This window comes from Limnothrix sp. CMB-01, from assembly GCF_055193175.1.
Map to the genome: position 1 here is coordinate 3317102 of NZ_CM143720.1, position 26832 is coordinate 3343933.

At 53.5% G+C, this 26832-nt stretch carries 29 protein-coding genes; 11 read left to right on the forward strand and 18 right to left on the reverse strand.

The window, feature by feature from the left end; genetic code table 11:
- Positions 1-17 precede the first annotated feature (17 nt).
- Positions 18-686, forward strand: a complete 669-nt coding sequence (locus ACZA91_RS13790; protein WP_463182798.1) for a Uma2 family endonuclease — start codon at positions 18-20, stop codon at positions 684-686.
- A 33-nt stretch (positions 687-719) separates the two neighbouring features.
- Here the strand turns inward: ACZA91_RS13790 and ACZA91_RS13795 are convergent, their stop codons facing one another.
- Positions 720-1238 (reverse strand): DUF2199 domain-containing protein, encoded by a 519-nt coding sequence (locus tag ACZA91_RS13795; protein WP_463182800.1) that lies wholly within the window; start codon positions 1236-1238, stop codon positions 720-722.
- 114 nt (positions 1239-1352) lie between these two features.
- Here ACZA91_RS13795 and ACZA91_RS13800 point away from each other — a divergent pair, with 114 nt between their 5' ends.
- Positions 1353-1610, forward strand: a complete 258-nt coding sequence (locus ACZA91_RS13800) for a hypothetical protein (protein ID WP_190355245.1) — start codon at positions 1353-1355, stop codon at positions 1608-1610.
- A 34-nt stretch (positions 1611-1644) separates the two neighbouring features.
- Here the strand turns inward: ACZA91_RS13800 and ACZA91_RS13805 are convergent, their stop codons facing one another.
- The 5 genes from ACZA91_RS13805 to ACZA91_RS13825 all read right to left on the reverse strand — a co-directional run bounded on the left by ACZA91_RS13805 (position 1645) and on the right by ACZA91_RS13825 (position 6705).
- Positions 1645-1854 carry a HepT-like ribonuclease domain-containing protein gene (locus tag ACZA91_RS13805; protein ID WP_463186445.1) on the reverse strand — a complete coding sequence of 70 codons (210 nt, stop codon included), beginning with the start codon at positions 1852-1854 and terminating at the stop codon, positions 1645-1647.
- A 109-nt stretch (positions 1855-1963) separates the two neighbouring features.
- A complete protein-coding gene (locus tag ACZA91_RS13810; protein WP_463186446.1) occupies positions 1964-2299 on the reverse strand; it encodes a nucleotidyltransferase family protein in 336 nt (111 codons plus the stop codon).
- Positions 2300-2362: 63 nt separating this feature from the next.
- Positions 2363-3658 carry a hypothetical protein gene (locus ACZA91_RS13815; protein ID WP_463182801.1) on the reverse strand — a complete coding sequence of 432 codons (1296 nt, stop codon included), beginning with the start codon at positions 3656-3658 and terminating at the stop codon, positions 2363-2365.
- Between the two features lie 62 nt (positions 3659-3720).
- Positions 3721-5649 (reverse strand): tRNA uridine-5-carboxymethylaminomethyl(34) synthesis enzyme MnmG, encoded by a 1929-nt coding sequence (gene mnmG / locus ACZA91_RS13820; protein WP_463182803.1) that lies wholly within the window; start codon positions 5647-5649, stop codon positions 3721-3723.
- Positions 5650-5823: 174 nt separating this feature from the next.
- On the reverse strand, positions 5824-6705 hold the full coding sequence (locus ACZA91_RS13825; protein ID WP_463182805.1) for a lysostaphin resistance A-like protein: 882 nt from the start codon (positions 6703-6705) through the stop codon (positions 5824-5826).
- Positions 6706-7172: 467 nt separating this feature from the next.
- Between ACZA91_RS13825 and ACZA91_RS13830 the strand changes: the two genes are divergently transcribed.
- Complete coding sequence (locus tag ACZA91_RS13830) at positions 7173-7364, forward strand: hypothetical protein (protein ID WP_463182807.1); 192 nt, start codon at positions 7173-7175, stop codon at positions 7362-7364.
- 272 nt (positions 7365-7636) lie between these two features.
- Here ACZA91_RS13830 and ACZA91_RS13835 read toward each other — a convergent pair whose 3' ends face one another.
- The 3 genes from ACZA91_RS13835 to ACZA91_RS13845 form a co-directional block, all read right to left on the reverse strand.
- The gene (locus ACZA91_RS13835) at positions 7637-8377 is read right to left on the reverse strand and encodes a calcium-binding protein (RefSeq protein WP_099532526.1); all 741 of its coding nucleotides are present in this window, start codon (positions 8375-8377) and stop codon (positions 7637-7639) included.
- A gap of 207 nt (positions 8378-8584) precedes the next feature.
- On the reverse strand, positions 8585-9547 hold the full coding sequence (locus ACZA91_RS13840; RefSeq protein ID WP_099532527.1) for a glycosyltransferase family 2 protein: 963 nt from the start codon (positions 9545-9547) through the stop codon (positions 8585-8587).
- A gap of 329 nt (positions 9548-9876) precedes the next feature.
- Positions 9877-10833, reverse strand: coding sequence for an RNA polymerase sigma factor, RpoD/SigA family (locus ACZA91_RS13845; protein WP_099532528.1), 957 nt, complete (start codon positions 10831-10833; stop codon positions 9877-9879).
- A 477-nt stretch (positions 10834-11310) separates the two neighbouring features.
- On the opposite strand from ACZA91_RS13845, the gene glgA reads away from it, so the two are divergent.
- From glgA to ACZA91_RS13865, 4 genes are all read left to right on the forward strand, one after another.
- Positions 11311-12762 carry a glycogen synthase GlgA gene (glgA, locus tag ACZA91_RS13850; RefSeq protein WP_190527587.1) on the forward strand — a complete coding sequence of 484 codons (1452 nt, stop codon included), beginning with the start codon at positions 11311-11313 and terminating at the stop codon, positions 12760-12762.
- 335 nt (positions 12763-13097) lie between these two features.
- Complete coding sequence (locus tag ACZA91_RS13855) at positions 13098-13334, forward strand: photosystem II protein, Psb35-related (RefSeq protein WP_463182812.1); 237 nt, start codon at positions 13098-13100, stop codon at positions 13332-13334.
- A gap of 277 nt (positions 13335-13611) precedes the next feature.
- Entirely contained in the window at positions 13612-14625 is a 1014-nt protein-coding gene (locus tag ACZA91_RS13860; protein ID WP_463182815.1) for a hypothetical protein, read from the forward strand.
- Positions 14626-14742: 117 nt separating this feature from the next.
- The gene (locus ACZA91_RS13865) at positions 14743-15444 is read left to right on the forward strand and encodes a diacylglycerol/polyprenol kinase family protein (RefSeq protein ID WP_463182817.1); all 702 of its coding nucleotides are present in this window, start codon (positions 14743-14745) and stop codon (positions 15442-15444) included.
- A 57-nt stretch (positions 15445-15501) separates the two neighbouring features.
- On the opposite strand, the gene ACZA91_RS13870 is transcribed toward ACZA91_RS13865, so the two are convergent.
- Positions 15502-15762 (reverse strand): Mo-dependent nitrogenase C-terminal domain-containing protein, encoded by a 261-nt coding sequence (locus ACZA91_RS13870; protein WP_099532533.1) that lies wholly within the window; start codon positions 15760-15762, stop codon positions 15502-15504.
- Between the two features lie 1187 nt (positions 15763-16949).
- Here ACZA91_RS13870 and ACZA91_RS13875 point away from each other — a divergent pair.
- Positions 16950-17687, forward strand: coding sequence for an HAD family hydrolase (locus tag ACZA91_RS13875; RefSeq protein ID WP_463182823.1), 738 nt, complete (start codon positions 16950-16952; stop codon positions 17685-17687).
- A 34-nt stretch (positions 17688-17721) separates the two neighbouring features.
- Here the strand turns inward: ACZA91_RS13875 and ACZA91_RS13880 are convergent, their stop codons facing one another.
- The 5 genes from ACZA91_RS13880 to ACZA91_RS13900 all read right to left on the reverse strand — a co-directional run bounded on the left by ACZA91_RS13880 (position 17722) and on the right by ACZA91_RS13900 (position 21058).
- Complete coding sequence (locus tag ACZA91_RS13880; protein WP_099532535.1) at positions 17722-17916, reverse strand: hypothetical protein; 195 nt, start codon at positions 17914-17916, stop codon at positions 17722-17724.
- 221 nt (positions 17917-18137) lie between these two features.
- Positions 18138-18701, reverse strand: a complete 564-nt coding sequence (gene def, locus ACZA91_RS13885) for a peptide deformylase (RefSeq protein ID WP_099532536.1) — start codon at positions 18699-18701, stop codon at positions 18138-18140.
- Positions 18702-18841: 140 nt separating this feature from the next.
- Positions 18842-19198 (reverse strand): hypothetical protein, encoded by a 357-nt coding sequence (locus ACZA91_RS13890; RefSeq protein WP_099532537.1) that lies wholly within the window; start codon positions 19196-19198, stop codon positions 18842-18844.
- 166 nt (positions 19199-19364) lie between these two features.
- Positions 19365-19805 carry an HHL1-like protein gene (locus tag ACZA91_RS13895; protein WP_099532538.1) on the reverse strand — a complete coding sequence of 147 codons (441 nt, stop codon included), beginning with the start codon at positions 19803-19805 and terminating at the stop codon, positions 19365-19367.
- A gap of 62 nt (positions 19806-19867) precedes the next feature.
- Positions 19868-21058, reverse strand: a complete 1191-nt coding sequence (locus tag ACZA91_RS13900; protein ID WP_463182828.1) for an anhydro-N-acetylmuramic acid kinase — start codon at positions 21056-21058, stop codon at positions 19868-19870.
- 163 nt (positions 21059-21221) lie between these two features.
- Here ACZA91_RS13900 and ACZA91_RS13905 point away from each other — a divergent pair, with 163 nt between their 5' ends.
- Positions 21222-22025 carry a RecB family exonuclease gene (locus ACZA91_RS13905; RefSeq protein ID WP_190355234.1) on the forward strand — a complete coding sequence of 268 codons (804 nt, stop codon included), beginning with the start codon at positions 21222-21224 and terminating at the stop codon, positions 22023-22025.
- Here ACZA91_RS13905 and ACZA91_RS13910 read toward each other — a convergent pair.
- Positions 22022-23278 carry a ferrochelatase gene (locus ACZA91_RS13910; RefSeq protein WP_463186447.1) on the reverse strand — a complete coding sequence of 419 codons (1257 nt, stop codon included), beginning with the start codon at positions 23276-23278 and terminating at the stop codon, positions 22022-22024. The genes ACZA91_RS13905 and ACZA91_RS13910 overlap by 4 nt on opposite strands.
- Positions 23279-23673: 395 nt before the next feature.
- Here ACZA91_RS13910 and ACZA91_RS13915 point away from each other — a divergent pair, with 395 nt between their 5' ends.
- Complete coding sequence (locus ACZA91_RS13915) at positions 23674-24213, forward strand: hypothetical protein (RefSeq protein WP_463182830.1); 540 nt, start codon at positions 23674-23676, stop codon at positions 24211-24213.
- A gap of 50 nt (positions 24214-24263) precedes the next feature.
- Here ACZA91_RS13915 and ACZA91_RS13920 read toward each other — a convergent pair whose 3' ends face one another.
- Entirely contained in the window at positions 24264-25298 is a 1035-nt protein-coding gene (locus ACZA91_RS13920) for a CHAD domain-containing protein (RefSeq protein WP_463182832.1), read from the reverse strand.
- The gene (locus ACZA91_RS13925; RefSeq protein ID WP_099532579.1) at positions 25199-25984 is read right to left on the reverse strand and encodes a TIGR00297 family protein; all 786 of its coding nucleotides are present in this window, start codon (positions 25982-25984) and stop codon (positions 25199-25201) included. Before ACZA91_RS13925 ends, ACZA91_RS13920 begins: the two co-directional genes overlap by 100 nt.
- Positions 25985-26174: 190 nt before the next feature.
- Between ACZA91_RS13925 and ACZA91_RS13930 the strand changes: the two genes are divergently transcribed.
- Positions 26175-26648 (forward strand): VOC family protein, encoded by a 474-nt coding sequence (locus ACZA91_RS13930; protein ID WP_393014034.1) that lies wholly within the window; start codon positions 26175-26177, stop codon positions 26646-26648.
- Positions 26649-26832 lie beyond the last annotated feature (184 nt).

A 26832-nucleotide genomic window follows, 5' to 3' on the forward strand; every position in this document is an offset into this window, starting at 1 on the left:
ACTGAGGCTAACAATCCATGATCGATCTTGCAACGATCGCACCGAACCCAACCGTTGCTTCCTTAGACGAAGGCTGGCTGGCTGGTCCTTGGACAGATTTTCGCCAGCAAGCCGATCGCCCCGAATTCGCAGCGGCTCGATGCTTTTATCACGATGGTTGGTTTTTGATTGATATGTCACCAGTTGGGCCACTGCACGGACGAGATAACACACTGCTGAGTGCAATCATTTTGTTGTATGCCATGCAGCAAGGCATACGAGTTCATGGCTACACAAACACAAGCTTCCAAAAACCAGGAGAACGGGAAGCTCAGCCGGACATTGCGTTTTATTTGGGGGCCGATCGCCGCTTGCCACCGGCCAATAACGCGATCGTCGATCTGAATCAGTATGCGCCGCCCTCGTTGGTGATCGAAATTGCCGCCAGTTCCCTCAATACAGACTTGGGATTTAAGCGACTGTTGTATGAACAGTTAGGAATTCAGGAATATTGGGTGGTGGATTCGGTGCAATCCCAGGTGATGGCATTTGGAATTGATCAGGGTCGCAGCGGTGTGATTGAAACGTCAGCAGTATTACCCAACCTGTCGATCGCCCTAGTTTCCGAAGCCTTGCAACGGAGCCAACAGGAGAGCCAAGGGGAAACAATACAATGGCTGATGCAACAGTGGACTCAGGCAGAGTAAGCCGGATAATTCCTGAAGTTTATTCGTGACTCCCTAGAGTCCATGCAAGAGTTTTTCGGTTAGAACTTGGGCGCGATCGACTGGAATTCCTTGCTGCTGATCGATGAATAGTTGATCAATTCCTTGCTTGGGCTGATGAAGCAGGACTTTGGGGCGCTGCTGACCCATTTGGATGTAAACATCGCCCGATCGCATCAACTCTGTAGGATATTCAGGGATGCGATTTGAGACCCACCCAAAGAAGCCATCACCCTCGATCGGGTCATCAAACGTGGCAACATAGCGATCAAAACTTTGTTCACTCGCTGAGACCCAAATTCCCCAGAGAAAGGGGCGATCAATGCCATGAATGGGGACTTCCAGCACTGCTCGGACAAATCGATCGACTGTACCATTTTCATAGCAAATCACGCATAGATCATCGGTCAGCGAAGCGATCGACTGCTTCTGTTCCTCGCTAAGTGCCACGTAGGGATCGGGCGCTGTGAACCCAAAGCTTGGTGATCCTTCATGCACTTCATGACAGTAGGTACATTGAAACGAAAAGTCCATTTGATCTATAAATCTTGAACTTGGGGACACAATCCTGAGCTGAGTTTCGCTACATTGGAGAAGCAGATCAGCACTTAACGCTCGATCGTCCACCTATTATTGTCCGGTGAATTGATGAAGACGCAACCTGATGATCTTAATCCAGACCAGAACTTGACGACTTGGCAGCGATTTTGGGGCGGCACTGTTCTGGGGCTTTTGGGACTGGCTTTCGCTGCGCTCTACTGCTATGGCGTGGCAGATGTGCCTTGGCCAGTGGGCGGTTGGTTTTTGGGTTTAGCGGCTAGTGGTTTGTTGGGCCTGGTGGCGGTGAAGCTGAAAGCCGATCCAGGCCGAATGTTGACTGCTTTGCTGGATTCGCTACCCGGTTGAGCACAACCAACGCGATCGAGTTAGCCCCTGGAAATCAGGTAATGGCTCGTTCTATGGCAGTGATTAGCCCCGGCAATGCCAGATGAATAGTGTCCCAAATGACTTCGAGATCGATCGCATCATATTCATGAATCAGGCGATTTCGCATCCCAATCACTTTAGCCCAAGGAATGCTCGGAATAGCTGCTTGAGTTTCAGTAGAAATTCTACGAGCGGCTTCACCAATGATCTCAAACTGACGAATGACCGCAGCTTAGCGCATTAAATCTTGTTCAAATACTTCCCAGTCAATACCCCGCACAAAGCTTTGCGCCAATTGTGCAGCGTTTAGCATATCTCGTAGGTAGTTTGGTTCACGAGGCTGCATAAATCACTTGGGCAGAATCTAGGATGGCTTGACGGCGTTGCTCATTGCGGCTGCGCTCTAGTCCTCGGCGACTGATTAGATCAACTTTTCGTTGGAAAATTTGTTGAATTTCATCTTCCATATCTGCCCAGTCAAACAGTGTCCAATGTGCGTCTGGAGCAAACGAAATAAGCACATCAATATCACTACTTTCGGGTTGAAAATCATCCCTTAGAACTGACCCAAACAATGAAAACTCTGTGATTTTCCAGCGCTGGCAGAATGCTGAAATTTGGTTCTCATTGATCACAACTTTTGAGGCGATCGCCTGAAAATTTTGCATAATCAAACTTCTATTGATCACTGACAAAAAATGGAAATACTCACCAGTCAACCATTCAGTTTACTATTGAACAGACAATGCATACTCTGCATTGCCATCGGTTAGGGTGATGCGTTGCTCCAAACGCACTACATAGGGGATGAATTGAATACTTTCTCCATTTTCTAGTCGAAAAGCTCGAATGACGTTAGTGATCGTATCTTTCTGTTCATCTGTTAAGTCATCAATGACTAGGATGATCTGTAGAGCATTTTGAAATGCTTCAGTAAGAGCACGATCAATTTCGCGACCAATGAGCTGTGGGGACAAATGAGGATTGATTTCAGAAATCCACTGCGAGATTTTTTGAATATGATCTGCATTGGAATAAATATACTGAATGATTTTGTCAATCCAGTTGTAAATTGTCTGGTCTCTGATTTGCTTGTCTGTGACGATGCTGAAGGCAGAAGCAAAACGCATGAGTTGCGGAATTACTTGCCCATTTAGATAATTGGACTTTTCCTGAGATCGCACTTTCCCTTCTCCAAAGCATTCATACTCAATCAATGCAACTCGGAAAGGGTGTACATCATTTTTACTGAAAATTATCAAAAGACCATCAGGAATTGATCGGATACCCTTGAGAGGCTTATCACCGCGTGCTTCTGTACCTGATGACAAAAACAAACGGTTCTCTGGAATTAGAAGTGTTTGAGCCGATGTATATCGTGGAAATAGTGAATAAAAATTATTATTCACTAGTACCTCCAATCCCCTTAACTCATCAGTTTCATTTTTGAATCTGACAGTTTGGAATGTTCCCATTATAGAAATTCGTGCCTCAGGGACAGCCAAGAGGGCATCCGGCAGTGTTTCTTCAGTAATTTGGCAATCATCAATATCAGCCTCCACCTCTTCCAAATCTTGTGTATTAGGATCTGGGTGTTTTCTTTCAGATTCAAAGAAATAGGGGTTTTCTAGTAAGGATTCTTCAAAAAGACTCTCTAGCCTTGATAAGGCGGCATCGTCTTTTATCTCTTTTGCTCCTTGGAGAAATTTAAGTGGCCAATAAGTGCCACCATATTCTGCCAAGAAGCGAATATCGAATGGTTGGCAATATTGCACAGATTCCAAGCTATAGGCAATTACGTATCGATCAGCATCGGGCCATGGCTTGTGATCAGTTGCATCCCCTAATGTTGCTCTCATACCACATACTGTTTTTTTGTTGTGATTGACAGCCAAATAAATCGTATCTCCTGGCAATGCACCACGAGCTGTAAATCCTACAACCTGATGCTGGAGGCATAGATGATAGTTTTCCAGAAGCTTGCCGCAATGCAAAATTCTATTAGCCATACCAGCATCCGTGATCATTGACTAGTAGGTTGGGTTGAGGGACAAAATTCAATGCCAACCTATTAAGAGAGTCTCAAGTATTAAGCGGTGGTAGTAGCCGGTTGCCGATCGCGCAGTTCCAAATAAATCAATAGCGCGTTTATGTCTGCTGGGTTTACACCACCGATTCGCGAGGCTTGCCCCACCGTGAGAGGGCGCACCTTTGCCAATTTTTCCCGCGACTCCTTCGAGAGTGTGTCGATCGCCTGGTAATCCAAATTTTCGGGCAAGCGGCGATTTTCTTGGCGGGCGATCGCCTCGATTTGTCGTTGTTGCCGTTGGATGTAACCGGAATATTTGATTTCGATTTCTGCCCCTTCGGTTTCCGCACGATCGAGGTCAGGATTGCCTAACCCAAACTCCGCCAATTGTTCGTAGTGGAAGCCCGGCCGCTTCAGCAATTCCGCCAGAGTTACGGAGCCTTTGATCGGGCCGCCTGTGGCCGCCACGATCGCCGGAGCTGATGGGTCGTTTTCCTTGACTCGCGAGGTTTGTAGCCGTTCCTGTTCAGCGGCAATGTTCGCCTGCTTGGTTTGGAACAGATCCCAGCGGCGATCGTCAATCAAGCCAATTTCGCGACCCAAGGGCGTTAACCGGCGATCGGCATTGTCCGATCGCAACAACAGCCGATATTCCGATCGTGAGGTCAGCATTCGATAGGGTTCGCGCAATTCTTTCGTGCACAAATCATCGAGCAGCGTGCCAATATAGCTGCTTTCGCGCGGCAAAATCACGAGCGGTTTTTGTTGCGCCAACCGAGCTGCATTAATGCCTGCTACTAACCCTTGGGCGGCCGCTTCTTCGTAACCCGTCGTGCCATTAATTTGTCCCGCACAAAACAGCCCTTCCACGGTTTTGGTCATCATCGTGGGATAGCACTGGGTGGCGGGCAAATAGTCATATTCCACCGCGTAGGCCGGGCGCAACATCGTGCAATTTTCCAGCCCCGGCAGCGATCGCAACATGGCAATTTGCAAGCGTTCCGGCAAGCCCGTTGAGAAGCCTTGAATGTAGAGTTCCGGGATTTCTCGCCCTTCCGGTTCAATGAAAATTTGGTGCGATTCCTTGTCGGCAAAGCGCACGATTTTATCTTCAATGCTGGGGCAATAGCGCGGCCCTTTCGCATCGACCCAGCCGCCATAGACCGGCGACAAATGCAGGTTTTCTTGAATTAGGCGATGGGTTTCGGCGGTGGTGCGGGTTAAATAGCAATTCATTTGATCCCGTTCAATGTGAGCCGCTGGGTCGAAGCTAAACCAGCGGTTATCGGGGTCGGGCGGTTGGGGTTCCATTTTGCTGAAGTCCACCGAGCGCCGATCGACCCGGGCGGGTGTGCCGGTTTTCAGGCGATCGGTCTCGAAGCCCAGCCGTTTCAGGGTGTCCGTCAGCCCCACGGCGGCGAATTCCCCGGCGCGACCGGCGGGCATCGACTTGTTGCCGACCCAGATGATCCCGCCCAGGAACGTGCCCGTGGTCAGCACTACCGATCGACAGCGGAATGCCACGCCAAAGTAGGTTTCTACGCCGATGATTTCGTCGTTGTTTCCCAAAATCAGATCCGTGACCATCGCCTCTCGGATCAGCAAGTTGGGCTGATTTTCCACCACCTGTTTCATTTCGGCGGCGTATTCGCGCTTGTCCGTTTGGGCCCGAAGCGCCCAAACCGCCGGGCCGCGGGAGGCGTTCAACACCCGCTTTTGCAGATAGGTGCGATCGGCGATTTTGCCAATTTCGCCGCCCAATGCATCGGCTTCATGGACAAGCTGCGACTTGGCTGGGCCGCCCACGGCTGGGTTGCAAGGCTGCCAGGCGATTTTGTCCAAATTCAGGGTAATCAGCAGGGTTTTGCAACCGAGCCGGGCCGCCGCCAAGGCCGCCTCGCAGCCCGCATGGCCGGCTCCCACGACAATCACATCGAAGTCGTCTTGGAAATCGGGTTGAACGGGGCGATCGAGAGCGGCGACAGTCATGGGAAATTTGGGGCGCAAATCAAGGCGTACAGGAATTTTGACATATTTGGCTGAGGTCTTGGATTCGCCATGGGGCTGATCAGAGGATCATTCAGGTGATCAGATGGTGATCAAATCTTGATGAGATCTCAATTAGATTCCCAGGCACTTTTCGACGGATTTTCCAAGCAATTTTTAGTGGATGGGGGGCATGGATTGCCGGTGCGATCGCCAGCGCAACAGCCCAAACACGATCGCCATGAAGGCCAACCCCGACACGCTGGCCAATGGGTTGCCACCAATGCCTGTGAGCCAAGCGGGCACGGCCGGGCTGTAGTGTCCCATGCCGCTGAGGCTCAGAACAGTAATGGTGCAAACCCAACCGCCATGCATCCCGATCGACCAACCCAAACTGCCCGGTTGGGCCCGCCCCAAGGCCCGCGCCTGCACCATGGTCATTCCCAGCAACCACAGGCCCGGCCATTGGGGCCAAGTGGCCAAAACCGCATCCAAAGGCTTCAAAAAATGCAGGGTCGCAAAAATTGCGCTCGTCCAAATGGCCGCTTGTTTCCGGGGCATGGAGTGGCGAAATTCTGCCAAAAACCAACCTCGAAAAAACAGCTCTTCGAGGAACGCAATCCCCACGCCGTTGAGGATGCCATTCAGCCAAATGGTTAACCAGGACTGATTAGGCGGCATTTCCCACCAAAACCAACCCAACAGGTAATAGAGACCATGGAGCAGGGCAAAACTCCCGATCGCGATCGCCACGCCCATCGCCAAATCCTGCACCATGCCCCGGTTCCAAGACCAACCATAAGCAGAGAGGGGCCGTTGCTGACCGCGCACCCGTCGCCCCCACAGCCACAGGGTGGTCAGAATAGCCAAATATAAGGTCAACACCGCCATCAGGTTGGTGAGGTTGTGGCTCCAACCCAGGGACAGCACCAGGGGCCAGCAGGTGAGGGCCGCCACCGGCAACCACAACACCAACAACACACCGATGAAGCTGGCAATCCGCAAGGGCAGGGGATAGGCCGCGAGCTTGGGAGCTTGGGCCAAGAGGCGATCGAACATGAGCGCTACGGTTTCTCCGTCGTGGCAGGACTAACGCAGTCAACAGCACGGCGCACTCAGGCTGGTGCGGGTGGCTGAAGCTGAGGGCTGCGGTTCCAATGGGTCAGTTTAGAACTAACTCAGAACTAACCGAGAGCCAAATCAGGGTCAACTCAGGGTTCATCAACAGGTCAATTTAGACCTAAATGAAGATGCCTGAGAAGTCACTTGGGGGACTGGCAAAGCGCCAAGAGTCCCGGGTTCAAGGAGCTTCAGCCCCGGGTCTGCGCCGATCGAGGCGATCCACAGGGTAGCAGTTTTGGTTTTTCAGACCTCCTGCCAGCCAAGACGAGGCCAAGACGACCTCACCGGATTTGACGGAGTATCGATTATGTGGCAATTTGCTCAATTTCTCACGCCACTAATCAGGAAAATTAGGCGGTTTCTTTGTGATCGAGACTGATCAAACGAAGTCTGGCGATGTTTAAGTGGCCCATCTGTGGCATGGTCATCTGGATTGCCAGAAAGTCAAATTCAGCGGAGCTACTATTCATCTTCAAAAGATAGAAATCAATCAAAGATATAGGAAAAATCGAAGAATGAAAGAAAAAAACAAAATAGAACCAGAACAAATTGAATGCTCCGGTTCTATGAAAGATGAAAGTACAGAACTCGATTGACAGCTAGCTGTGAACCGCTTTTAGCAGGCTCTGAAATTGGGGTTGAAATGGAGTGACCCCAATCAAGAGCAATGCAATGATATAGCCCTTACCGCGCTTACTAAGCACAGAAGCCCATAGGGTGTGTCGGAGTAAGTTCAAGCCATAGTGAAACAGTTGATTTTTCTCCCATGAACCCGAACTGGATCGCTACTCAACTGAGTAAACAATTAATTGGTGTAGTGACAATTGTCTGATTGAAAAAGAGGCAATCGCTCCACATAATTTGCTAATTAGCGAGTGATAAAGTCGGCTGCCGTCAAGCTTGCTGGAGTAACAGGAAGAAGAGGGCTAGGCCTCTGGTCAATGACAGCGAGAGTACGCCCAGTTGAGCGAACTCGCAATAGAATTTGTTGATCAGCACCCGCACAGATTGAACAAAATGTGGAGAAAGGTTCAAACTGTCTCTCAACAAACCTAGGATTGACTTGTGCCTCTCTTAGCGTACTCAGTTGAAGATCAGCGAAGGTTAAGCCTGCTGGTAGGGAAATTTTATCTTCTCCGGAAATGAAGTCATCAATGAAGTCATAAGTATCGGTAGCGATTTCCTCTTGCAAAACGAAGACATCCCGACCCGCACCCCCAAACAACACATCAAACCCCAAATCTCCCGAGAGGGTATCGTCTCCGAGTCCACCATCTAACAGATCACCATCGCGCCCACCAAACAATTGATCATTGCCGCGATCGCCGGTTAAAACATCAATGCCTAAGTTACCAAACAAAACATCATCATCTAAACCCCCGTCAATGGTGTCAGCATCTTGACCGCCATAAATGGTGTCAAACCCACTTTCACCACTCAGGGTATCGCGCCCTAAGTTGCCAAACAGCTCATCATTACCGCCTCTACCGCTAATCTGGTCATTTCCCGCCAAGCCCAATGTGCGTCGGGGCGCATCCGTATCAAGAATAAAGTCGTCTTCGGGTGTGCCTTGGGCGTTGGGGTTTGTAGCAATCTCAATTCTAGCCATGGTCTAAAACCTACTTCTTTGAAATATCGATGTGCTTGAGAAATTCTTTCGCCTATCACAACAGCGCTGATACAGCCTTTACCTTGCTTGCTAAGCACAGTGATCGGCAAGGTAGATAAAACCTACCGAATAGCTACCTCGCAATATGAAGTGCTACTCGCTTTAGGTAAAGGCTGTATGAAAGCCTAGGCAGCAACGTTGAAGAGATTAAGCACTGACCGGGTTCAACACCTTGCGAGGTCGGTACTGCTCTCCTTTCAGTTGATTGCGCAGTTGATTCAATAGGCTATAGAAGGTAGGCAACTGTCCAGCGATCGAGAAAACAGCTTTTTGGGGAGTTGACAGATAGTAATAAACCAATTCTTTAACCCGCTGTTGCATTCGCCAATCACCGCTCATAATTGCCTTGCTCATCATGGTTTTGCCCAGCTCCATGAAGATTGATTGGCTGATTTGATAGTGATCGCGGTGCTTCAAAAAGACCCGAAACTTAGCGGTTAAGCGCTGTTCGTTGGCATGGGCAGTGCGGGAGTAGCTGGCAGGATTGCTGCATCGATACAGGCTGGAAGGTACGGGATCGTAAGCCCAGGTTTGGCCATGAATGACCCGCAAAACCAATTCTAAATCCTCTGCACCGGATGCTTTTTCATCAAACCCACCAACGGCTTGCAGGTGCGATCGACGGGCGGCCAAACTCGACAGTTCCAAGATGCCATGCTTGCGATAAAGCTGGAAATAAGTGGCGTGATCTAGTTGCCCCGTTGGCTCTGAAAATGGGCCCGTATCGGACATGGAAACCACTCGATCGGCACTGATGGAATAGTGCTCAGCGGCAGCCAAATAAAGCACATCGTCCGAGTTGCCAACTAAGTCTTGAATGCGCTCTAAGTGGTTTGGTTTCCACCAATCATCGGCATCTAAAAAAGCAACCCAATCACCAGTGGCGGCGGCAATTCCTGCATTTCTGGCTCCTCCGGGGCCCAGATTGGGTGTGCGCAAAATTTTGGTTGGCACTGGGCTGCGACGGAGACACTCGATCGAGCGATCGGTGGAACCATCATCAACCACAATGACTTCGCTAGCTGGAATGGTTTGTTCGGCAATGCTTTGCAAAGCCTGATTGATCCATTGTTCGGCGTTATAGCAGGGGATAACAACTGAGAATTTCATGAAGAGTCACCAAATGAAGACGTAGAAGAACATTTGGTTAAGTACCGCTTGATCCCAATCATAGATTTTGAGACCTTTTTTCGCCTAGTCTCTTCATCAACACTTCATAATGGCGATTTAGATTGTGAAAAACTCATGAAGATTTTATATTTCCTCCGGATTTCGCTCCACGCCAAGTCCCCCGAGGCCGTCGATCGCCCCGTTCCCTATAAAGCCAAAAAATACGCCGGATCAACTTGACCCAGCGTACTATAGTAATATAAATGGTCGATTAAGAAACGAACTCAAGTTCAGCAACAGAAGTTCAGCAACAAATGAGCACCAAATCCTTAACTGGCTAGGTATTCACGGATGTCTGCCTTGTGTTTGCGGAGCTTGGTGAGAGCTTCGCGTTCAATTTGGCGGACGCGCTCGCGACTAATTTGCAGGCGATCGCCAATTTTGGCCAACGTGAGTGCCTGACCGTCACTTAACCCAAAGCGCAGGGAAAGCACTTCCCGTTGTTGGGGGGTCAAGTCGGCCATGATGGTTTCAATGTCGCCGCGCAGGGAAGACTGGGTGGCGAATTCCTCCGGGGAGGGCCCTTCGTCTTCAAGCAGCTCACCAAGTTCCGTGTCTTGGTTGTCGCCCACTCGCAAATCCAACGACAGGGGCTGGCGGGCCCGTTCCAGATAATCCCGGATTTGCTTGGGAGAGAGGCCAATTTCGTCGCCCAACTCGGCGATGGTGGCGCTGCGGCCCAGTTGTTGCGACAGGGTGCGCTGGGCTTTTTTGATTTTGTTCAGTTTCTCGGTGATGTGGATCGGGAGGCGGATGGTGCGCCCCTTTTCCGCGATCGCCCGAGTGATGGCCTGACGGATCCACCAATAGGCATAGGTACTGAACCGATAGCCCTTGGTGGGGTCAAACTTCTCAACGCCGCGCTGCATCCCGATCGTGCCCTCTTGGATCAGATCCAGAAGGTCCACATTTCGCTTGATGTACTTCTTGGCAACGGACACCACGAGGCGCAGGTTTGCTTCCACCATTTTGCGTTTGGCGCGATCGCCCTCGCGAATGGCGGCTTTCAGCTCATCTAGGCTCAAGCCGATTGCCGCTGCCCATTCCGCCAAGCCGGGTTCATAGCCCAGGCGCAGGGTCAGCTTGTCTTTTTCCTCTTGCAGAACGTTGAGGCGTTGTACCTGCTTGCCCAAGACGATTTCTTGCTCGTGGGTGAGCAGGGGAACGCGACCAATTTCACGAAGGTAGGCGCGAACGAGATCCGTAGCTGTGGGGTCTTTTTTCATGGCAGTTCGGCTCCGCGAACGACCGCTGGGCAACTGAGGAAACTCTATAGTAACGAATTTTGAAGTCGTTTTGCAGTTTTGACGGCAAATTAGTAAAGAAATATCAAAACTCGAAATCATTGCGTTCTCTAATTTTAGGATACCCACCTTTGGCGAGGTGGTCTGCATCTTGAATCACAAAATCCTGAATTGCCCGTCATTGTGCGGCTGGCCAGGGTTTGAAAAAACCAGGGCGATCGGGGAAACCAGCGGCTGAGATCGGGCAAAAATGTGCTGATTTTCGCAATAAGCAAGATGGACGGGCGCACAAAACCCGGTTTGCAAAATTCGTGACTGCCTGATGGGGCCCCACGGGGCGATCGGCTTCAGGGGATCGGTGGGGATCGGCAGCAATAAGCACTCCCAAAACACCGAACCGCTGGTAAAACAGTTACAGCCCTGCATAGCATCTGATCTCTATATAGAAGCGATCGCCCCATGAGAATCCTGTTTGTTTCCGCTGAAGTAGCTCCCCTGGCCAAGGTGGGTGGCATGGGCGATGTGGTTGGTGCGTTGCCCAAGGTGTTGCGGGCCATGGGCCACGACGTGCGGATCTTTATGCCGTTCTATGGCTTCATCGCTGACAAGTTAGTGGACGCGCCCAAGGAGCCAATTTGGTGGAGCGATGCCATGTTTCAGCGGTTTGCCGTCTATGAAACAACCCTGCCGGGAACCGATGTTCCCCTATACCTAATGGGGCATCCGGCATTTTGGCCGCGGCGCATTTATGCCGGTGATGACGAGGATTGGCGGTTTACCCTGTTTGCCAATGCCGCCTCGGAATTTGCCTGGAACTATTGGAAACCTCAGATTATTCACTGCCACGATTGGCACACGGGCATGATTCCGGTTTGGATGCACCAATCGCCGGACATCTCGACGGTCTTTACGATTCACAACCTGGCTTATCAAGGGCCTTGGCGCTGGAAATTGGAGCAAATGACCTGGTGTCCTTGGTATATGCAGGGCCACAACACCTTGGCGGCGGCGGTGCAATATGCCGATCGGGTCACCACGGTGTCGCCCACCTATGCCCACCAAATCCAAACCCCCACCTATGGCGAGCAGTTGGAGGGGTTGATGTCTTGGATTAGCGGCAAGCTGTCGGGAATTGTGAATGGGATTGACACGGAGGTTTACGACCCAGCCACCGATCGTGCTTTGGTCAAACCGTTCACGGCCGAGACGATCGAGAATCGCCGGTTGAACAAGGTGGCCCTGCAAGAGGAGATGGGCTTAGAGATCAATGCCAACACGTTCCTGGTGGGGATGGTGTCGCGGTTGGTGGAACAAAAAGGGGTGGATCTGATCATGCAAACGATCGATCGCTTCTTGGCCTACACCGATTCGCAGTTTGTGCTGCTGGGAACGGGCGATCGCTACTATGAAACCCAGATGTGGGAACTGGCGGCCCGCCATCCTGGCCGCGTTTCAGTCTTTTTGCTATACAACGATGCCCTTTCCCGCCGGATTTATGCTGGGTGCGATGCGTTCCTGATGCCGTCGCGGTTTGAACCTTGCGGAATCAGCCAAATGCTGGCCATGCGCTATGGTTGCATCCCGATCGTGCGGCGAACCGGCGGCCTGGTGGACACGGTGCAACATAACGATCCCGTGGGCCAAGCGGGCACGGGCTATTGTTTCGATCGCTATGAACCGCTGGATTTGTTTACCTGCATGGTGCGGGCTTCGGAAGCCTTCCGGTTCAAGGCGGAATGGCTCAAGTTGCAGCAGCGGGCCATGGGCCAAGATTTCAGTTGGGAAAAATCCGCGATCGAATACGTGAAGCTTTACGGCAACCTGCTGGGAATCCCCGAATCGGAACTGGGGATCCTAACGCCCGTGGCGGAACCGGCCGCCCACGATCGCCTGGAGGCGGCCTTGTCCTAGGGGCTGATTCCGCTTCCCAAGCTTGCAATGTTCTTTAACAATTTGAGCCAGATTCTCAGAATTCGGGCTTTTGTTCCTCAGCGATCGGCCATGGCCGATCGCTTTTTGATGGGCTGCCTTGGGTGGCTCGGGGCAAAAAACCGGACTTTGGAGGGATCAAACCCGGCCATTACCGTCACCAGAAACCCTTGAACGGGCGGGATTAGCTGACTTTGGGCACGGTGAGGCAACGCGAGGAAAACCGTCCCAAGGGATTTGCTTGACAGATCGTAAACATGTTGTTACATTTATTTACATAAGGCAACAAAGCGTTGCGATCACCCCGAGAGGTTGTCATGGTTTTACTCATCGCACTGTTCGCGATCGGCTGGCTCGCAGCCGTCGTCCTCGGAACCCAAGCCTATTTCCTGGGCGAGCAGACCAAACCGATCCACTCGCGCAACTGGAATTCCCAAGAATTTGAAACCCTGGCTCAAGCGATCACGGGTTCCTCGATCGATTACGGCAAGCGCCGCCCCGCCTATGCCTACGCCATGGATGCGTATACCAGCAAGCAGGTGACTCAAAAGTAGGGGCTGGTTTTGAACTGCAAAAGCCTTTAGCTGAATTTCAGCCGCGTTAATCGTCTCATTTCTTTTCTCCTCTCTCGACGGCTTCAGTCTTTGTGCTGAGCCGTCGTTTTGCTGTTTTGCTGTTTTTAATCCTTGGGCGATCGGGAAGCGATCGGGCGGTGGGGCGATCAGGACTCGTCTGGCCGCAATAGCCGGCCATCGGTCATCACTAATTTCCGCCATTGCTAGCCATCCTGAAAGTTTTGTAGAGTCATGATGGTTGATTGATGTGGTTGCTATGGTTTCTCATTGGTTGTTGGCAGACTCTTTGACTCCCGCTTGGTCTCAATCGCGATCGGTGGCCCTCCGGCGTTTCACTGTGCTGGCTTTGGCGATCGCCCTGGGGGGTGGTTTGGTGGCCTGCGGTGGTTCCGCCAACAATGCCAACAATGCCAACAGCTCGACGAACAATGGCATCGTCAACCAAAGGGCCGCTGCGCCTGCGGTGGCGGGTAACTATCCCGTGCAACAGGCCAGCTACAACAACAGCACCGGGGAATATACCCTCATGTTGCTGAACGCGCCGCCGGGGATGAGTCCCTACCGGATCAGCAACTTGCAAATGGCTCAGATTCCGGAAGCTGAAGCCAAAGCGGGCAAAACCAGCTATCTGGCCGTCAGCAGCCCCACGAGTTCTCCGGTGTTGCATCTGCTACCCACTTTCAAAATTGAAATGTTGAGCGGTGAACCGACCCAAGTACAACAGGCGGGATTGCAACCTACCTACTGGCAACCGATGCAGCGCGGTGGGGAGTTGGAAATTGACATCGATTTTTATCAGCCCTACTACTACGTGCCGCCGCCCTATCGATCGGGATCGGTGCTGACGGGATTTGGCGGCTATGGCGGAACCTATGAACAGGCCGCCGGGCAATACCAACAGCGCTACAACGCTCCCCCAGCGCCCGTGCAAAATCGCAACTTCCGCACCACCCAAAATTTGCGACCTTCGCCAGCAAACAGCCCCACCCGCAGCCCTAGCCCCAGCCCCACTTCCCGATCGAGTGGCTTTGGTTCCAACACCAGTGGTTCATCTCCGGCCGCCACGCCCAGCACAACCCCTGACTCCACCACAACCGCCACGCCGTCCAGCGCCACCCGTTCCCCAAGCCGCGATGGCAGCCGATCGACCGGGGCCGGCTTTGGCAGCAGCACCTTTCGATCGTCCGGTTCTTCCGCGCGGGAGCGATCGCGTAGCTCGGGATCTTCCAGTCGTCGCAGTGGTTTTGGCAGCAGTGGCCGTCGCCGCTAGCTGAGTTGCGAGCGAAGCTGACCGGGCGGTTGGTCAATCCTCAGCCCCCAGCCGGGGAAATCGGGAGCGCCGCAATCCAGGCTAGAGTGGATCGGGTTCGGCTGCATTGCAACTCCCATGTCTTTTCTTGATCCTCACCTCAACCTCACACCCTCTTTGCTGGGGTCGATCGCCCTAGTGGCCGCCTGGTTGGGAGCCACCATCTTCACCGCTGAATGGCTCTATCGCCGCCAGGTTGCGGGGCCCGAAGTGGGTCGCAAAGTGGTACATATCAGCACCGGCCATGTGTTGCTCTTGGCCTGGTGGTTGCAAATTCCGTCCTGGGTGGGGATCACAGCCTCTCTGTTGGCCGCCTTGGGAGCTTGGCTGTCCTATCACCTGCCCCTGCTCCCCAGCGTGAACGGCGTGGGTCGCCGGAGTTTGGGCACGCTGTTTTATGCCATCAGCATTGGTCTTGTCATTGCCCTTTGCTGGCCGGCCGATCGCCCCCAATATGCAGCGTTGGGCATTTTGGTCATGGCCTGGGGTGATGGGTTGGCGGCCTTGGTGGGGCAGCGGTTTGGCCGCCATCCATATCAATTAGGCGGCATCACCAAAAGTTGGGAAGGTAGTGCCACCATGGCCATCGTTAGTTTTCTGGTGGCCGCCAGTATTTTGTTTAGCACCCAAGGGTTCAGTTGGCCGGCTGGGGCGATCGCCCTGGGAATTGCCGGGTTGGCAACGGGGTTGGAAGCCTTCTCCAAGTGGGGAATCGACAACCTCACCGTGCCCATTGCGAGCAGCGTGATTGCCCTGTTGGGCGATCGGCTATGGCTTTGATTGTTGGCTAGTTGGTGCGCTGGTTAGTTGGTGAACCGTTGATTAGCCCAGCGTTGGTTAACCCAAAGCCAGCAGATCCATGCCGCATTGGTCAACCAAATAGCAAGTGGCGCGGAATCGCAGCCCCATCAACTGTTCATAGAGCGGATTCAGCTTGCACAGGGGCGGAATCCGAAACAACAAGCGCCCAAACAACTTCACGTCCCGAGCGAAGGGGCATTGGCTGGGGATGAGGCGATAGATCAAAAGGGCCATTTCCCGATCGCGGATTTCAATGCGATCGATGCTGTCACGAAGGAATTGGAGAAGTTGGAACATCTGGAAAGTTGAAGAAAGCTAACAAGTGACGCTGAAGCGTCGTGATTGCAGAGGGGGCACACCGAGTTTGGATGCCGCAGCCACCGACCAAAATTGATGAATGGGGGTAGCCGTTTTGGAAAAACCGTTCAAGTCAGGTTGAGCAATGCTTCAGAGACTCAGATGATGTCTCAACAGGTACAGCGGACAAGCTGCAAACCAAGATCCTGTTTGGCTGGGCACAAAAACAACCGATTTGTTGCGAAAACCGATGAGGCTTTGGGGTAATTTCGCTTCGTGCGATCGAGATTTGACGTGAGAGCAGGCCATACTTCAAGGCTCATTGCAAGATACACTCCCCTTGCCTCGATTTCAGCTTAAAAAGTCTAAGCCAGACCCAGTTAAAGAAACGTATAAAATTTGCCGTTTTTGCGTAAAGACTTGGTGAAGTGGGGGTCTAAAAGCGTGACTTTTGGGGGGTTGCCCTGGAACTTGTTAAGGGCAACTTCATATTAGCATTATTTCTGAAATGTTTCGTAACAGTCCCGATCATGGCTCAAATGACCATCGGCCGCCCGATCGGGGCTGAGCCGCAAATTCAGGGGATCACGTCGTAGGAGCATCCCCTCGATCGATCATGGCCAAACGCGCAATATTTGACCGTTTAGGGCTGGCTCCGCAGGCACATTTGGGCAAATCAGCGCCAGACTCTGGGGGAGTTACTGCCAAATTGCCGCTTCATTGAGCGCGAATTTGTGCCAAATTTTTAACCGGTTTTGATAACTCGAACTCGATATGAATTTTAGTGGTGAATGATCATTGTGAATTTTGAGCGTCCGTGACCGCCGTGAATCGTGCCGCTGCGTTAGGTCAATGGGGAATGGCTGCGCGTGATTGCAGTGACGATCGGCAAGGGCGATCGACAGTAACGATCGGGAATCAGCGCCAGTCTAGGGCGCAGAAATGCTGTCGGGAACTGCTTAAAAATTAGGGCTATTGAGAATGAAAATAAGCAATCTTGGATCAAGCCATTGAATATTTCGATGAACGATCGGTGATTATAACGACCCTTTCAATTGACGAATGGGGTGAATTGTCATTAGATAGATTTCATTACAACTCTTAACAAACCTAAGGGTGAGCCAAGGCAATCAGTTTGCAAATTGATTGCGAAATTCGCTTGTCCATCATCAGGTCACTAGTAGCATATGAGACTGATTACGGATTTCGACGGCCCGATCGCGGATGTTTCAGAACGGTATTACCAGGTCTATCAATACTGTTTGCGGGAAATTGCTCGATCGGGTCAGGAAATCCACCGTTTGTCCAAGCGGGAATTTTGGAACCTGAAACGGGCCCAAGTCAAAGAGGCTGAAATTGGTGTGCGATCGGGCTTGGATGGAACCCAAGCAGACCAATTTGCCCAACTGCGGCGGGACACGGTTCACCGCATGGAATATATGTCGCTGGATCAACCGGTTCCCGGTGCAATCCAAGCACTGGAGCGGGCCCAAGACATGGGCTGGGAACTGGTGGTAATGACGATGCGCCGGGTGCGGGAATTGGATGAAGCGCTGGAGCGGTGTGGATTGGCTCGGTTCTTCACACCCGATCGCCGCTATTGCCTGCCGAATGACTATGTGAAAACCCGCGACGTGGAAGACAAGCCCAAACTCATGGCCAAGGCCATGGGCGAGTTGCCGCCCGCAGCCCTGACCTGGATGGTGGGAGATACGGAGGCGGATATTGCGGCGGCTCGATCGGCTCAAATCCCGATCGTGGGTGTGCTCAGCGGAATTCGCGATCGGGATCGCCTGGAAGGGTATGAACCCGACGCGATCGCCCCGAATCTGGCCGGAGCGATCGACTACATGATTGCGAAAACGAACCGAGCCACCAAAACAATGCTGCCGCGCGAAGGTAGCCTGCCGAGAACTGGCTCCTAGGGGCTAGGGTTGCGGGCGATGGGACAGGCTAGCCCTAATCCTGCTGGGCGTTTTTGATGGCCCCAAAGAAACTGGCGATCGTGACAGGGATGCTCAAGCCCAGAATGGTTCCCGTGGTGACGGTTCCCAACTCCGGTTCGCCGGACGTGAGTTCAAATACACAGCCCACCGCTGCGATCGCGGCAACGCAGGCGATCGCCAAAAATAAGCCACTCTTAGGAGTCAGCATGGGTTTTGATTTGCTCCGAATTTTTGCTGAATTTTTGCTGAAAAATCTGGGACAGCATTGGCCTGAACTGGCCTGAGATCGCCTTCTTGAAATGGCTTTCTTGAAATGGCCTGGCTGATATCCTCTCGATCCCGCAGGTTTGGGAATTCCGGCCCTAGCCCAGCAACTTCGGTTACTGGGCTAGGCCACGGTGTGAAATCGGTTGGCGCAGCTCCTCCGCATTAGCGCACAGGACGCACATCGCCATAGACAAAGCCTTTTTCCTTGAGGGCTGTGGTCAAGGCCAGCTCGTTTTCGACCCGATCGACAAACATCACCCCATTCAGGTGATCCATTTCGTGCTGAATGGCGCGGGCCAGAAGCCCATCGGCCTTGAGGGTGCGCGGGCGGCCCGTTTCATCTTTGTAGGCCACTTCAATTTGGGTGGGGCGCTCCACATCCAAATAGACTCCCGGGATGCTGAGGCAACCTTCTTGGTCGCATTCCAGGGGGCCGCCTGCGGACTTCACCACGGGGTTGATCAAAATTAGGGGTTCCACATCGGCCTTGTCTGGCTCGATGTCAATCACAATAATTTGCTTGTCGATCGCCACTTGGGGAGCTGCGAGGCCAATGCCGTCAGCGCTGTACATGGTTTTCAGCATGTCTTCAGCGATTTTGCGCACTTCAGCATCCACTTTGGCCACGCGCTTGGCCGGACGACGCAGCACCCGATCGCCCAGGGTGTGGATCTCAAGGGGCGGATTCTTTAGCTTTTTCTTCTCAACCAATACTTTCGCGGTCATGGGTGGGGCGGTCTTTGGCGGTTACCTTTCTGCCTTCCCATCCTATCGAAAGATTGGTTTTTTCCGTGGACTGGTGCTCAGGGTTGCGGCTGGCTGGCAGCAACGCCCGAGTCGCAACCCATTCATACCCAAGCAGCCACCTAAGCAGCGGCCGGCGGATCAAAGCGGCCGCGACCACAACAGGGTTCAATGCCCATCCGATCGAGCAGTAGCTCACTCACCGCATTGGCGATCGCAAATTCACTGAAAAAGCTCTTGGAAAAGTCAAACCCCTGCATTTCCGTCAAAATCGCGATCGCAATGCCATCAATATCATCCTCGCCTTCCATGCGTTGACGGATATAGGCATTGGCAGCTACGCGGGCAATTTGGCTGTTCACGGCCTCGGGAATATATTCCGAGTCGAGGAGGTTTGCGAGGGACTGCTCCAGCCATTGGCGTTCGCGATCCAAATCTTCAACGGGGGCCAAAATGACGGGCGGAACGGGTTGGGCCATGCCGATCGCTCTCCTGGTGAAAGAGTCCAATGCTTCTGTAGGCCACCATCTTAGCCAAATTGCGTTGATGGTCGATCCTGGGGGCGATCCCAGTGGTGGTCACTGCCCGATCGCCCCAGGTCTTGAGGCCGGTTTGAACCTGTGTCTTAGGCTAGGAAATGAGGATCTAGGAGCGGCGAGCCGTGAACCGACTGACCAAACTGCCCAGACCTTCCCGCACTTGGTCGATCGCCCCTTGCAGTGGCCCAGGCAACACCGATGTGGGTTGAACCGCAAGGGTAATCGGATCGTCCTTGTAGGCCTTAATCCGATAGCCATATTCCAAATTGCCCTGCTGTTTTTTCAGGCGCGGAAAAAGACGGAACGCCCCTTGGCGCAGGTCATTTTCATTGGCAAAGATAGCCTGGTTAATTTGATTGCTGCGGTTCACCGCCAAGGCCCCAACCGGGTACCAGGGTTTCTGGTCTTTGACCCGCACGTAAACTTCAAATTCCGGCATTCCCTTCGATCGCATCTCATCAAGCTGACTGGCGGCGGCGGCGCGGCGATCGTTCGATTTTGCTTTGGGTTGGGCTTTGGGCTTGCCGAATCCGGTGGGGGTTGCCAAGGGTGGGGCCTCCAGGGGAAAACTCAGATTTGAAATGTTTTGTTACGAACCTGTCATCGAGTTTACCCTGCGCTGGGGGCGGGCCACACCTCGCCGAGGGGTACGGATTGCCGTGCTCCCGTGGCGGCGGGCAGGTTGCCGGGGCGATCGAGCAGTCGCCAGTAGCCCAAAACCGCAAAGGCGATCGCCTCCTTGCTGCTGGCACAGAGTCCCCATTGATCTGTGGTTTCCAGCGGGATTGATCCCAAATGCTGTTGCAAACGGGCCCAGAGGGTGCGATTGCGACTGCCGCCCCCACAGACCAAGACCCGATCGGGCAGTTGGGGCAAGTGGTTGCGGTAACTGTCGGCAATGGAACGGGCCGTCAGTTCCGTGAGGCTGGCTAACCAATCGGCATCGGACAGACCCAGGGCGATCGCCGCTTGGCGACTGCGGGCCAACCAGTCCGGGCCAAAGTGCTCGCGTCCCGTGGACTTGGGTGGCTCCTGACTAAAGAAGGGATCCGCCAGCCACTGGGCCACCAGGGGATCTGAAATTTGTCCTTGGGCCGCCCAGGCTCCATCGCGATCAAAGGTTTGGGCCCCGTCCGTTAGATGTTGCACCGCCAAATCCACCAACACATTGCCCGGCCCCGTGTCCCAACCCCAAACGGCCCCCTCCCAAGCCGTCAAATTGGCAAACCCCCGCCGAGCCGGGAGATAGGTCACATTGCCAATGCCGCCAATATTTTGCACACAGCGACATTCCTGCTCATCCCCCAACAGGTAAGCATCCACCCGAGGCACTAACGGCGCACCCTGGCCCCCCATGGCCAAGTCGCCCACCCGAAAGTTGCTGACGGTGGTGATGCCGCTCCAGTGGGCGATCGCGCTGCCGCGACCCAACTGCAAGCTGTAGCCCAAGGGTTGTTCGTCGGCCGTTTGGGGTGGGCGATGGAACACCGTTTGTCCGTGGGAACCGATGAAGCGAATGGGTTGTGAGTCCGGTTGGGCCGTTTGGATTGTTTTGGCGGCCGCCGCAAATTCCCGGGCGATCGCGTCGTCCAACTGGGCCATGGCCGCCATGGACAGGGATTCACCGGCACAAACCGCCAAAATTTGCGATCGCAAGGCCGCTGGATAGTCAAAGGTTTCGGAACGGAGCAACTTCACCTCCAAGTCTGTTTCCGTCCCCGACAGTTCCACCAATGCCGCATCGATTCCATCAACGGAGGTGCCGCTCATTAACCCGATCGCTCGCATTCCCATGGCCATTTTGGAGGTCTTAAAATTGAAGCTATGCCTTAAATCTAAGCAAATCTAACCGAAATTAAGCATCGGCTCCCAATTCTTATTTAGTCTATAGATTCTGCGGTAGATCCTGTGATAGATCCTGCGGTCAAAAATTCCCGGTTTTTCTGAAGCCCTCTGAAGCCAAATGTCCTATCGACTCTCACCGGCCAAATTAACCACCTACCAAACCTGTCCCGCTCGATATCAATTTCGCTATGAATATAAAATTCCGACGGCGGGTTTTGGAGGCGCGGCCCTGGGGCGATCGCTCCATGGAGCACTCACGCGAATTTACCGCGATTGGGACTATAGCTATCCCCAAAAACCAGGACTCAGTTGGATTGATGCTTGCTGGACTCAGGAAACCGCTGGCCTCACGGAGCGCCAAATTGCTGAGGGCTACGATATTTTGGTGCGCTATTTCCATCACTGGATTGAACCGAGCGATCGCTTCCTCAAACCCCTGGCCACGGAGGCAAAAATTCAAGGTCGATTACAAATCAATGATTTGGAATTTGCCCTCACGGGTCGGCTCGATCGCCTCGATTGGTTTGATTTAGATTCCCTTGAGCTAATTGAGTACAAAACCTCGCGGCAATTTGTGGAGCCAGATTTCGATCAGCTCACAATGCAAGTGGGCCTCTACGCGATCGCCATCAATCAACAATGGGAACGAGAGTTGAAATACATCAACCTCATTTTTTTGCGGCCCGGAGAATCGGTGCGAATTCCCGTCACCGAAGAACGGCTAATCGCAGCCCAGGCGGTGATTGCAGACTTGGCCCAGCGATTACGAACCGATCGCGCCTGGGAGCCCAATCCCGGAACCCATTGCGATCAGTGTCATTACAAACAATATTGCCCAGCCCAAACCACCAGCCCCGAGCCAATTCCAACACCGAATCATCCCGCTTCAATTCTGCAACTGTCGCTGAATTTGAAACCTTAATGATGGGAATGTTGATGATGAGCGTGATCATGGGAATGGCCATGATGATGGCTGTGGTTGCCACCATGATCATGACTGTGATTGTCCCCATGATCATGATTGTGATCATGGCTATGGCTTTGGTGGTGATGATGCTCGGAATCGAGGCTGGAGCGATCGAACCCAGCAAAATGAATCACAGCGCTGGTTTCTGCCAATAACTCCGTAATTAGAGAATCAACCCAATCCGCTGCCATGGTCAAAAACTCAGGGTGATCATTCACGCAGGGTAATTGTTGATAAACCACCTCAGGATATTGACGCTGGAGCGCTAGGAAAATATGGTCCACATCCAGCAATGTTTCATGGTTTTCGGTGGCAAACCCGATCGGGGCCATCAAAATTGCCTTGGCTCCCAGTTCAATTAAATTGCGAGCAGCCAATTGAGCATTGGGCTGTGTCCAATCGATCATGGGCGTATCGTGATTGAGCCAGCCGATCGAAATCAGGGGATAGCGAGTGATCAGCTCCCGACGCACCGATTCATACAGGGCTTGGCTTTCGGCAATTCCTGACACAAATCCCTTGGCTTCATGGGGACAACCATGATTCAGCAGCACAATCCCAATTTGCGATGGCAAAAAGTGCGATCGCCAGTCCCGATCAATTTTTTCGCTCACCAACTTCGCCAGCAGTTGAATATAGCTAGCCTGGTCATAAAACGATGGGAGATAGCGCATCGATCGCACCCAATGGGTGTCGCCATCGGTTAACTGACTCAAGGCCCGGTTCACCTGCTCAATGGCAATCCCACTGGTGAAAATGGAGTCCACTACCAGTAAGGGATAAATCAGTAACTTGCTAAATCCCTGATCGCGAATTTCTGCCAAAACTTGCTCGGGCAAATGGGGACGACAAAAGTTAAACGCCTTAAACACCGAGACTCGATCGCCCCAACGTTGTTGGAGTGCTTGCTCAATGCCCGATCGTTGGCGCTCAAAAATTGCATTGTGGGGAGAAATAAATTGACCATGTTGGTGACTCCACTCATGCAAATCAAAGGCCGCCAATAATTTCGCCAGGGGTGGATAAACCCACTGGGGAACCGGAGCAAACTTGGCAGTCAACAGGTTCAAAGCCTGTTCGTTGTAATTGGCAAAATCCGCATAGGACTCCACTTCGCCATAGCCCATCAGCAAAACGGCTACCCGATCATCGCCGGGCCCGATTTCGACTTCTGATGGGTCGATCGCGCTGATTGGGGTTGCCATCAGGGGGGATTGACCTTCAGACTTTTGGGAAGACGCAGCCACAACAAATGCCTCGTGGGGGGATTCATTTCTATTATGAAAGCGGAATCAGATTTCAGTTGGTCAATCGGAACCAGTTGAGGGAAATTCTTGAGAAGAAGACAAGTTTCTTTGGAGATCTTGAACAGATTTCTTGTCTTTTTGTAATGCTTGATCATTAAACGCAAACATTAATGGGAAATGGGATAACAATCTCCATGGAAAATTCAAATAAGTATGCAAATGCTTGGAGCGCTGGCAATTGTTGCAATGGGGTGGATCAAGCCCCTGATTTTCAACTCCATGGCCCTCAAAATGACGCTCCACTGACTTGCGAGGCTCAAGCGCCCAGACCTCAGCCCCAACGCACCCAGGCCGCCATGCCGATTTGTTGCATTTGTCCCGGCTTTGCGGATCGATCGGCGACGGAACAGTTTTTAGCAGCCACCTGGAAATCCGCCTGGCCCCAGCCCTTGGTGATTTGGGAGGCCACCTATCAGGGCGATCGGGTGCTGGAGGCGCTGCGGGCGATCGATCCCCAACGGGCGATCGGGCTAATTGGCTTCAGTGCGGGCGTGGTGGCAGCCTTGGGAGCCGCCCAGGCTTGGCAGCGGCGCGGTGGGCGAGTGCGGGCGGTGTTTGCCTGGGATGGTTGGGGGGTGGCGCTGCCGGGGGGACTGCCGATTTATCGGTTCAGCCACGATCAATGGACGCACCGCAGTTCCGCTTGGTTGGGGCCCGGGCGGGCGCAGTTTTGGGCTGATCCACCCTTGTCCCATCAGGCTTTTTGGCGATCGCCCGATCGCGCCTGGGGGTGGTGGTCTGTGCCCGATCGGGCCCCCAGCCGCACAACGGCCGCCACCATGCTGCAAACCTATCTCCAAGGTTGGTATGGTCTGGGCGAGGATGGCACAGCTTAAGGGATCAATTCCTTGTAAGGCTTGAAACGACTAAGGCAGTCAGCCAATGGTTAGGAGTTGAGGCGGGGGCGATTTACCACGTCTCGGATCCGTTCCCGTTGATTGGGGCGATCGAACTGCTCCTGGAGCTGCAGCCAGTTTTCCCAGGCTCGATCGCGCTGTTGTTCCAGCAAGCCAGCCCAAACGGGCGCATCGGTGGCCCACTGAATCCCGATCGTTTTCACCAAAAAGTTTTCCAGCACAGCGATATCTTGCAAATCGCCCAACACGGTTTGGATATCGCCAATGGTGTCGAGCAATTGCTCGTAGTCACTGCCATAGAAATCGGTAAAAAGGGCCATTTGGTAGCGCACCCGCTTGGCCACCTTGCGCAGGTCATGGATCACCGCCCACTCCAACAGCGAAAGATCCGTGACCGATCGCCCTTCGGTTTGCGCCAACCAGCCGGGATGCATTAACCAGTGGGACAAAATGGGCAACAGCAAATCGGGAACCACCACCACGGCGGGCCAATCGGCGGCGGGTCGCAAGCGCGGTTGGGCAATCCAACGCCCCAGAGCTGTGTTGATGGCCGGCCATTCGCGTTTTTGCAGGGTTTTGCTGACGCGACCGAAGGCTTTTTGGCGTTGGCCGGCCAGCTCTTCGCGAACCGTTTGCAAAAGGGGCTGTTCTTCCGGGGGCAGGTTTTGCAGGTAGCGATCGCGCAAGGCTTCGTCCATTACGTCCAAATCGCGCAGTTCTCCCAAAATTCTGGCCACTTGCCCCACGGCCCGCTCGCTGGCTCGTTTGGGCAGGTCAATGGCCACGGCAAAACCCACAATGGCCGATCGCAGCCGTCGCAGGGCCACGCGCATTTGGTGTAGCTCTTCAGGATTCTGGTCTTTGAGGACGGCGGCTTCGTGGCGACCGGCCTTGGCCCAATGCTTTTCGATCGCGGTTTGGGCCGTGGCCCCAAGGCTGCGGGAGTTGGGGTTGGCGGGCGAGTCTAGGGGCTGATCGGGCTGATCGCCGGCCACCCGATCGCGATCGCCAGCAGGGCCGCCAGCAGGGTTTGCAGACCGTTCACGACTTCGTTTGTTAACCACGGTTGCTGCTCCTGCCAAGTCGCGCCCACAATACTTTCCACTGTTGTAGCCAGGAATGCGGCGATTGCGCATCCCAAAATTCCGAAGGGAGAAATTAAGCCCACACCCCAGGCCACAAGGGCTTGGGCGATCGAGGCGGCAAAACCGGCCAAGGTTCCTTCCAGGCTGACGGCTCCTTCGGTTCCCGGCGGCACGGGCTGAAAGGAAATCACCGAAAAGGTGCGCCGGCCATAGGCTTTGCCAATTTCGCTGGCGCAGGTGTCGGAGAGTTTGGCGCTGAAGCTGGCGGCATAGGCCAAACTGAGAAGGGGGATCCAGGTTTGGGCGATCGCCTGGTCAGCAGCTAAGGACAACAGCCCGATCGCCCCGGCACAGAGGGCCCCGCCCAGGGCCGATCCCCAAACGTTTTCCGGGCCCCTTGCGCCCGATCGTTTCTCGGCAATGCCAGCGGCTTCCTTGCGGGCCAAACCCACCCGAGTGACGGCCGACCCCGCCAAAAAATAAAATCCCACCACGGCATAGCCCGGCCAGCCCATGCAACCCCACACCAACACACCCAAAATCCAAGCATGGACAATGCCGGCCGGCGTGAGCAGTTTTTTGGGGGCGATCGCCACTAGGGTGAGCAATAGCGTGTTCAGCACCGCGGCCGTGAGCCAAGGGTGTTGGGTCGCTTGCTGGGTAATGGGCGTTGCGATCGCGCTGAAATCCACGGCAGCCTTTTCCTTCAGACTTCTTCTGTCATGCTATCAGGTGGATGGTGGCTCCCTCTGACTTTGGCAATTTCTCTAAACCGTTCTCATCATGATCACTTCAACAGCGATAACTTCAGCAACCGGGGCTTCAGCAACCGGGGCTGTAGCTACTCCCGCAAATTTGGAAGTAACTCCCACGGGTCAACCCTTCGGTTCCGAAAATCCCCGGGCGATCGCCCTGTTTCACTTAGCCTTTCCGGTGGCCGACCTGGCCCAAACCAAGGCCTTTTATATTGACGGGTTGGGTTGCACCGCTGGACGCGAGGGGCCCAACTCGCTGATTTTGAATTGCTATGGCAACCAAATTGTGGCCCACGTGAGTCCTGGGGCCTGCCAACCGCAAAAGGGGATCTATCCGCGCCATTTTGGGTTGGTGTTTGCGGCCTTGGCCGACTGGCAAGCCTTAATCGATCGAGCCGAGGCCAAACAACTCACCTTTGAACAGCCCCCGCGCCGTCGGTTTCCTGGGGAACAATTGGAGCATTACACGGCATTTTTAGCCGATCCGTTCCACAATTTGCTGGAATTTAAGCACTATGTCCATCCTGAGGCGATTTTTGGGGCCGTTGATGACCAACGGGTGGGCGATCGCTAAAAGCCTGGGGATTGCGAACACTTGCCCCGATCGAACACTTGCCCCGATCGCAGATTGCCCCGATTCGCCGATCAAACGCCGATCAGACACCGATCAAACAATGACCCAGAGATCGAACCGGGCTGTGCAAACCGCCAAGGGCCTAGACGGAGCAAGCTAGACTAGAAACAGTCCACACCGCCAG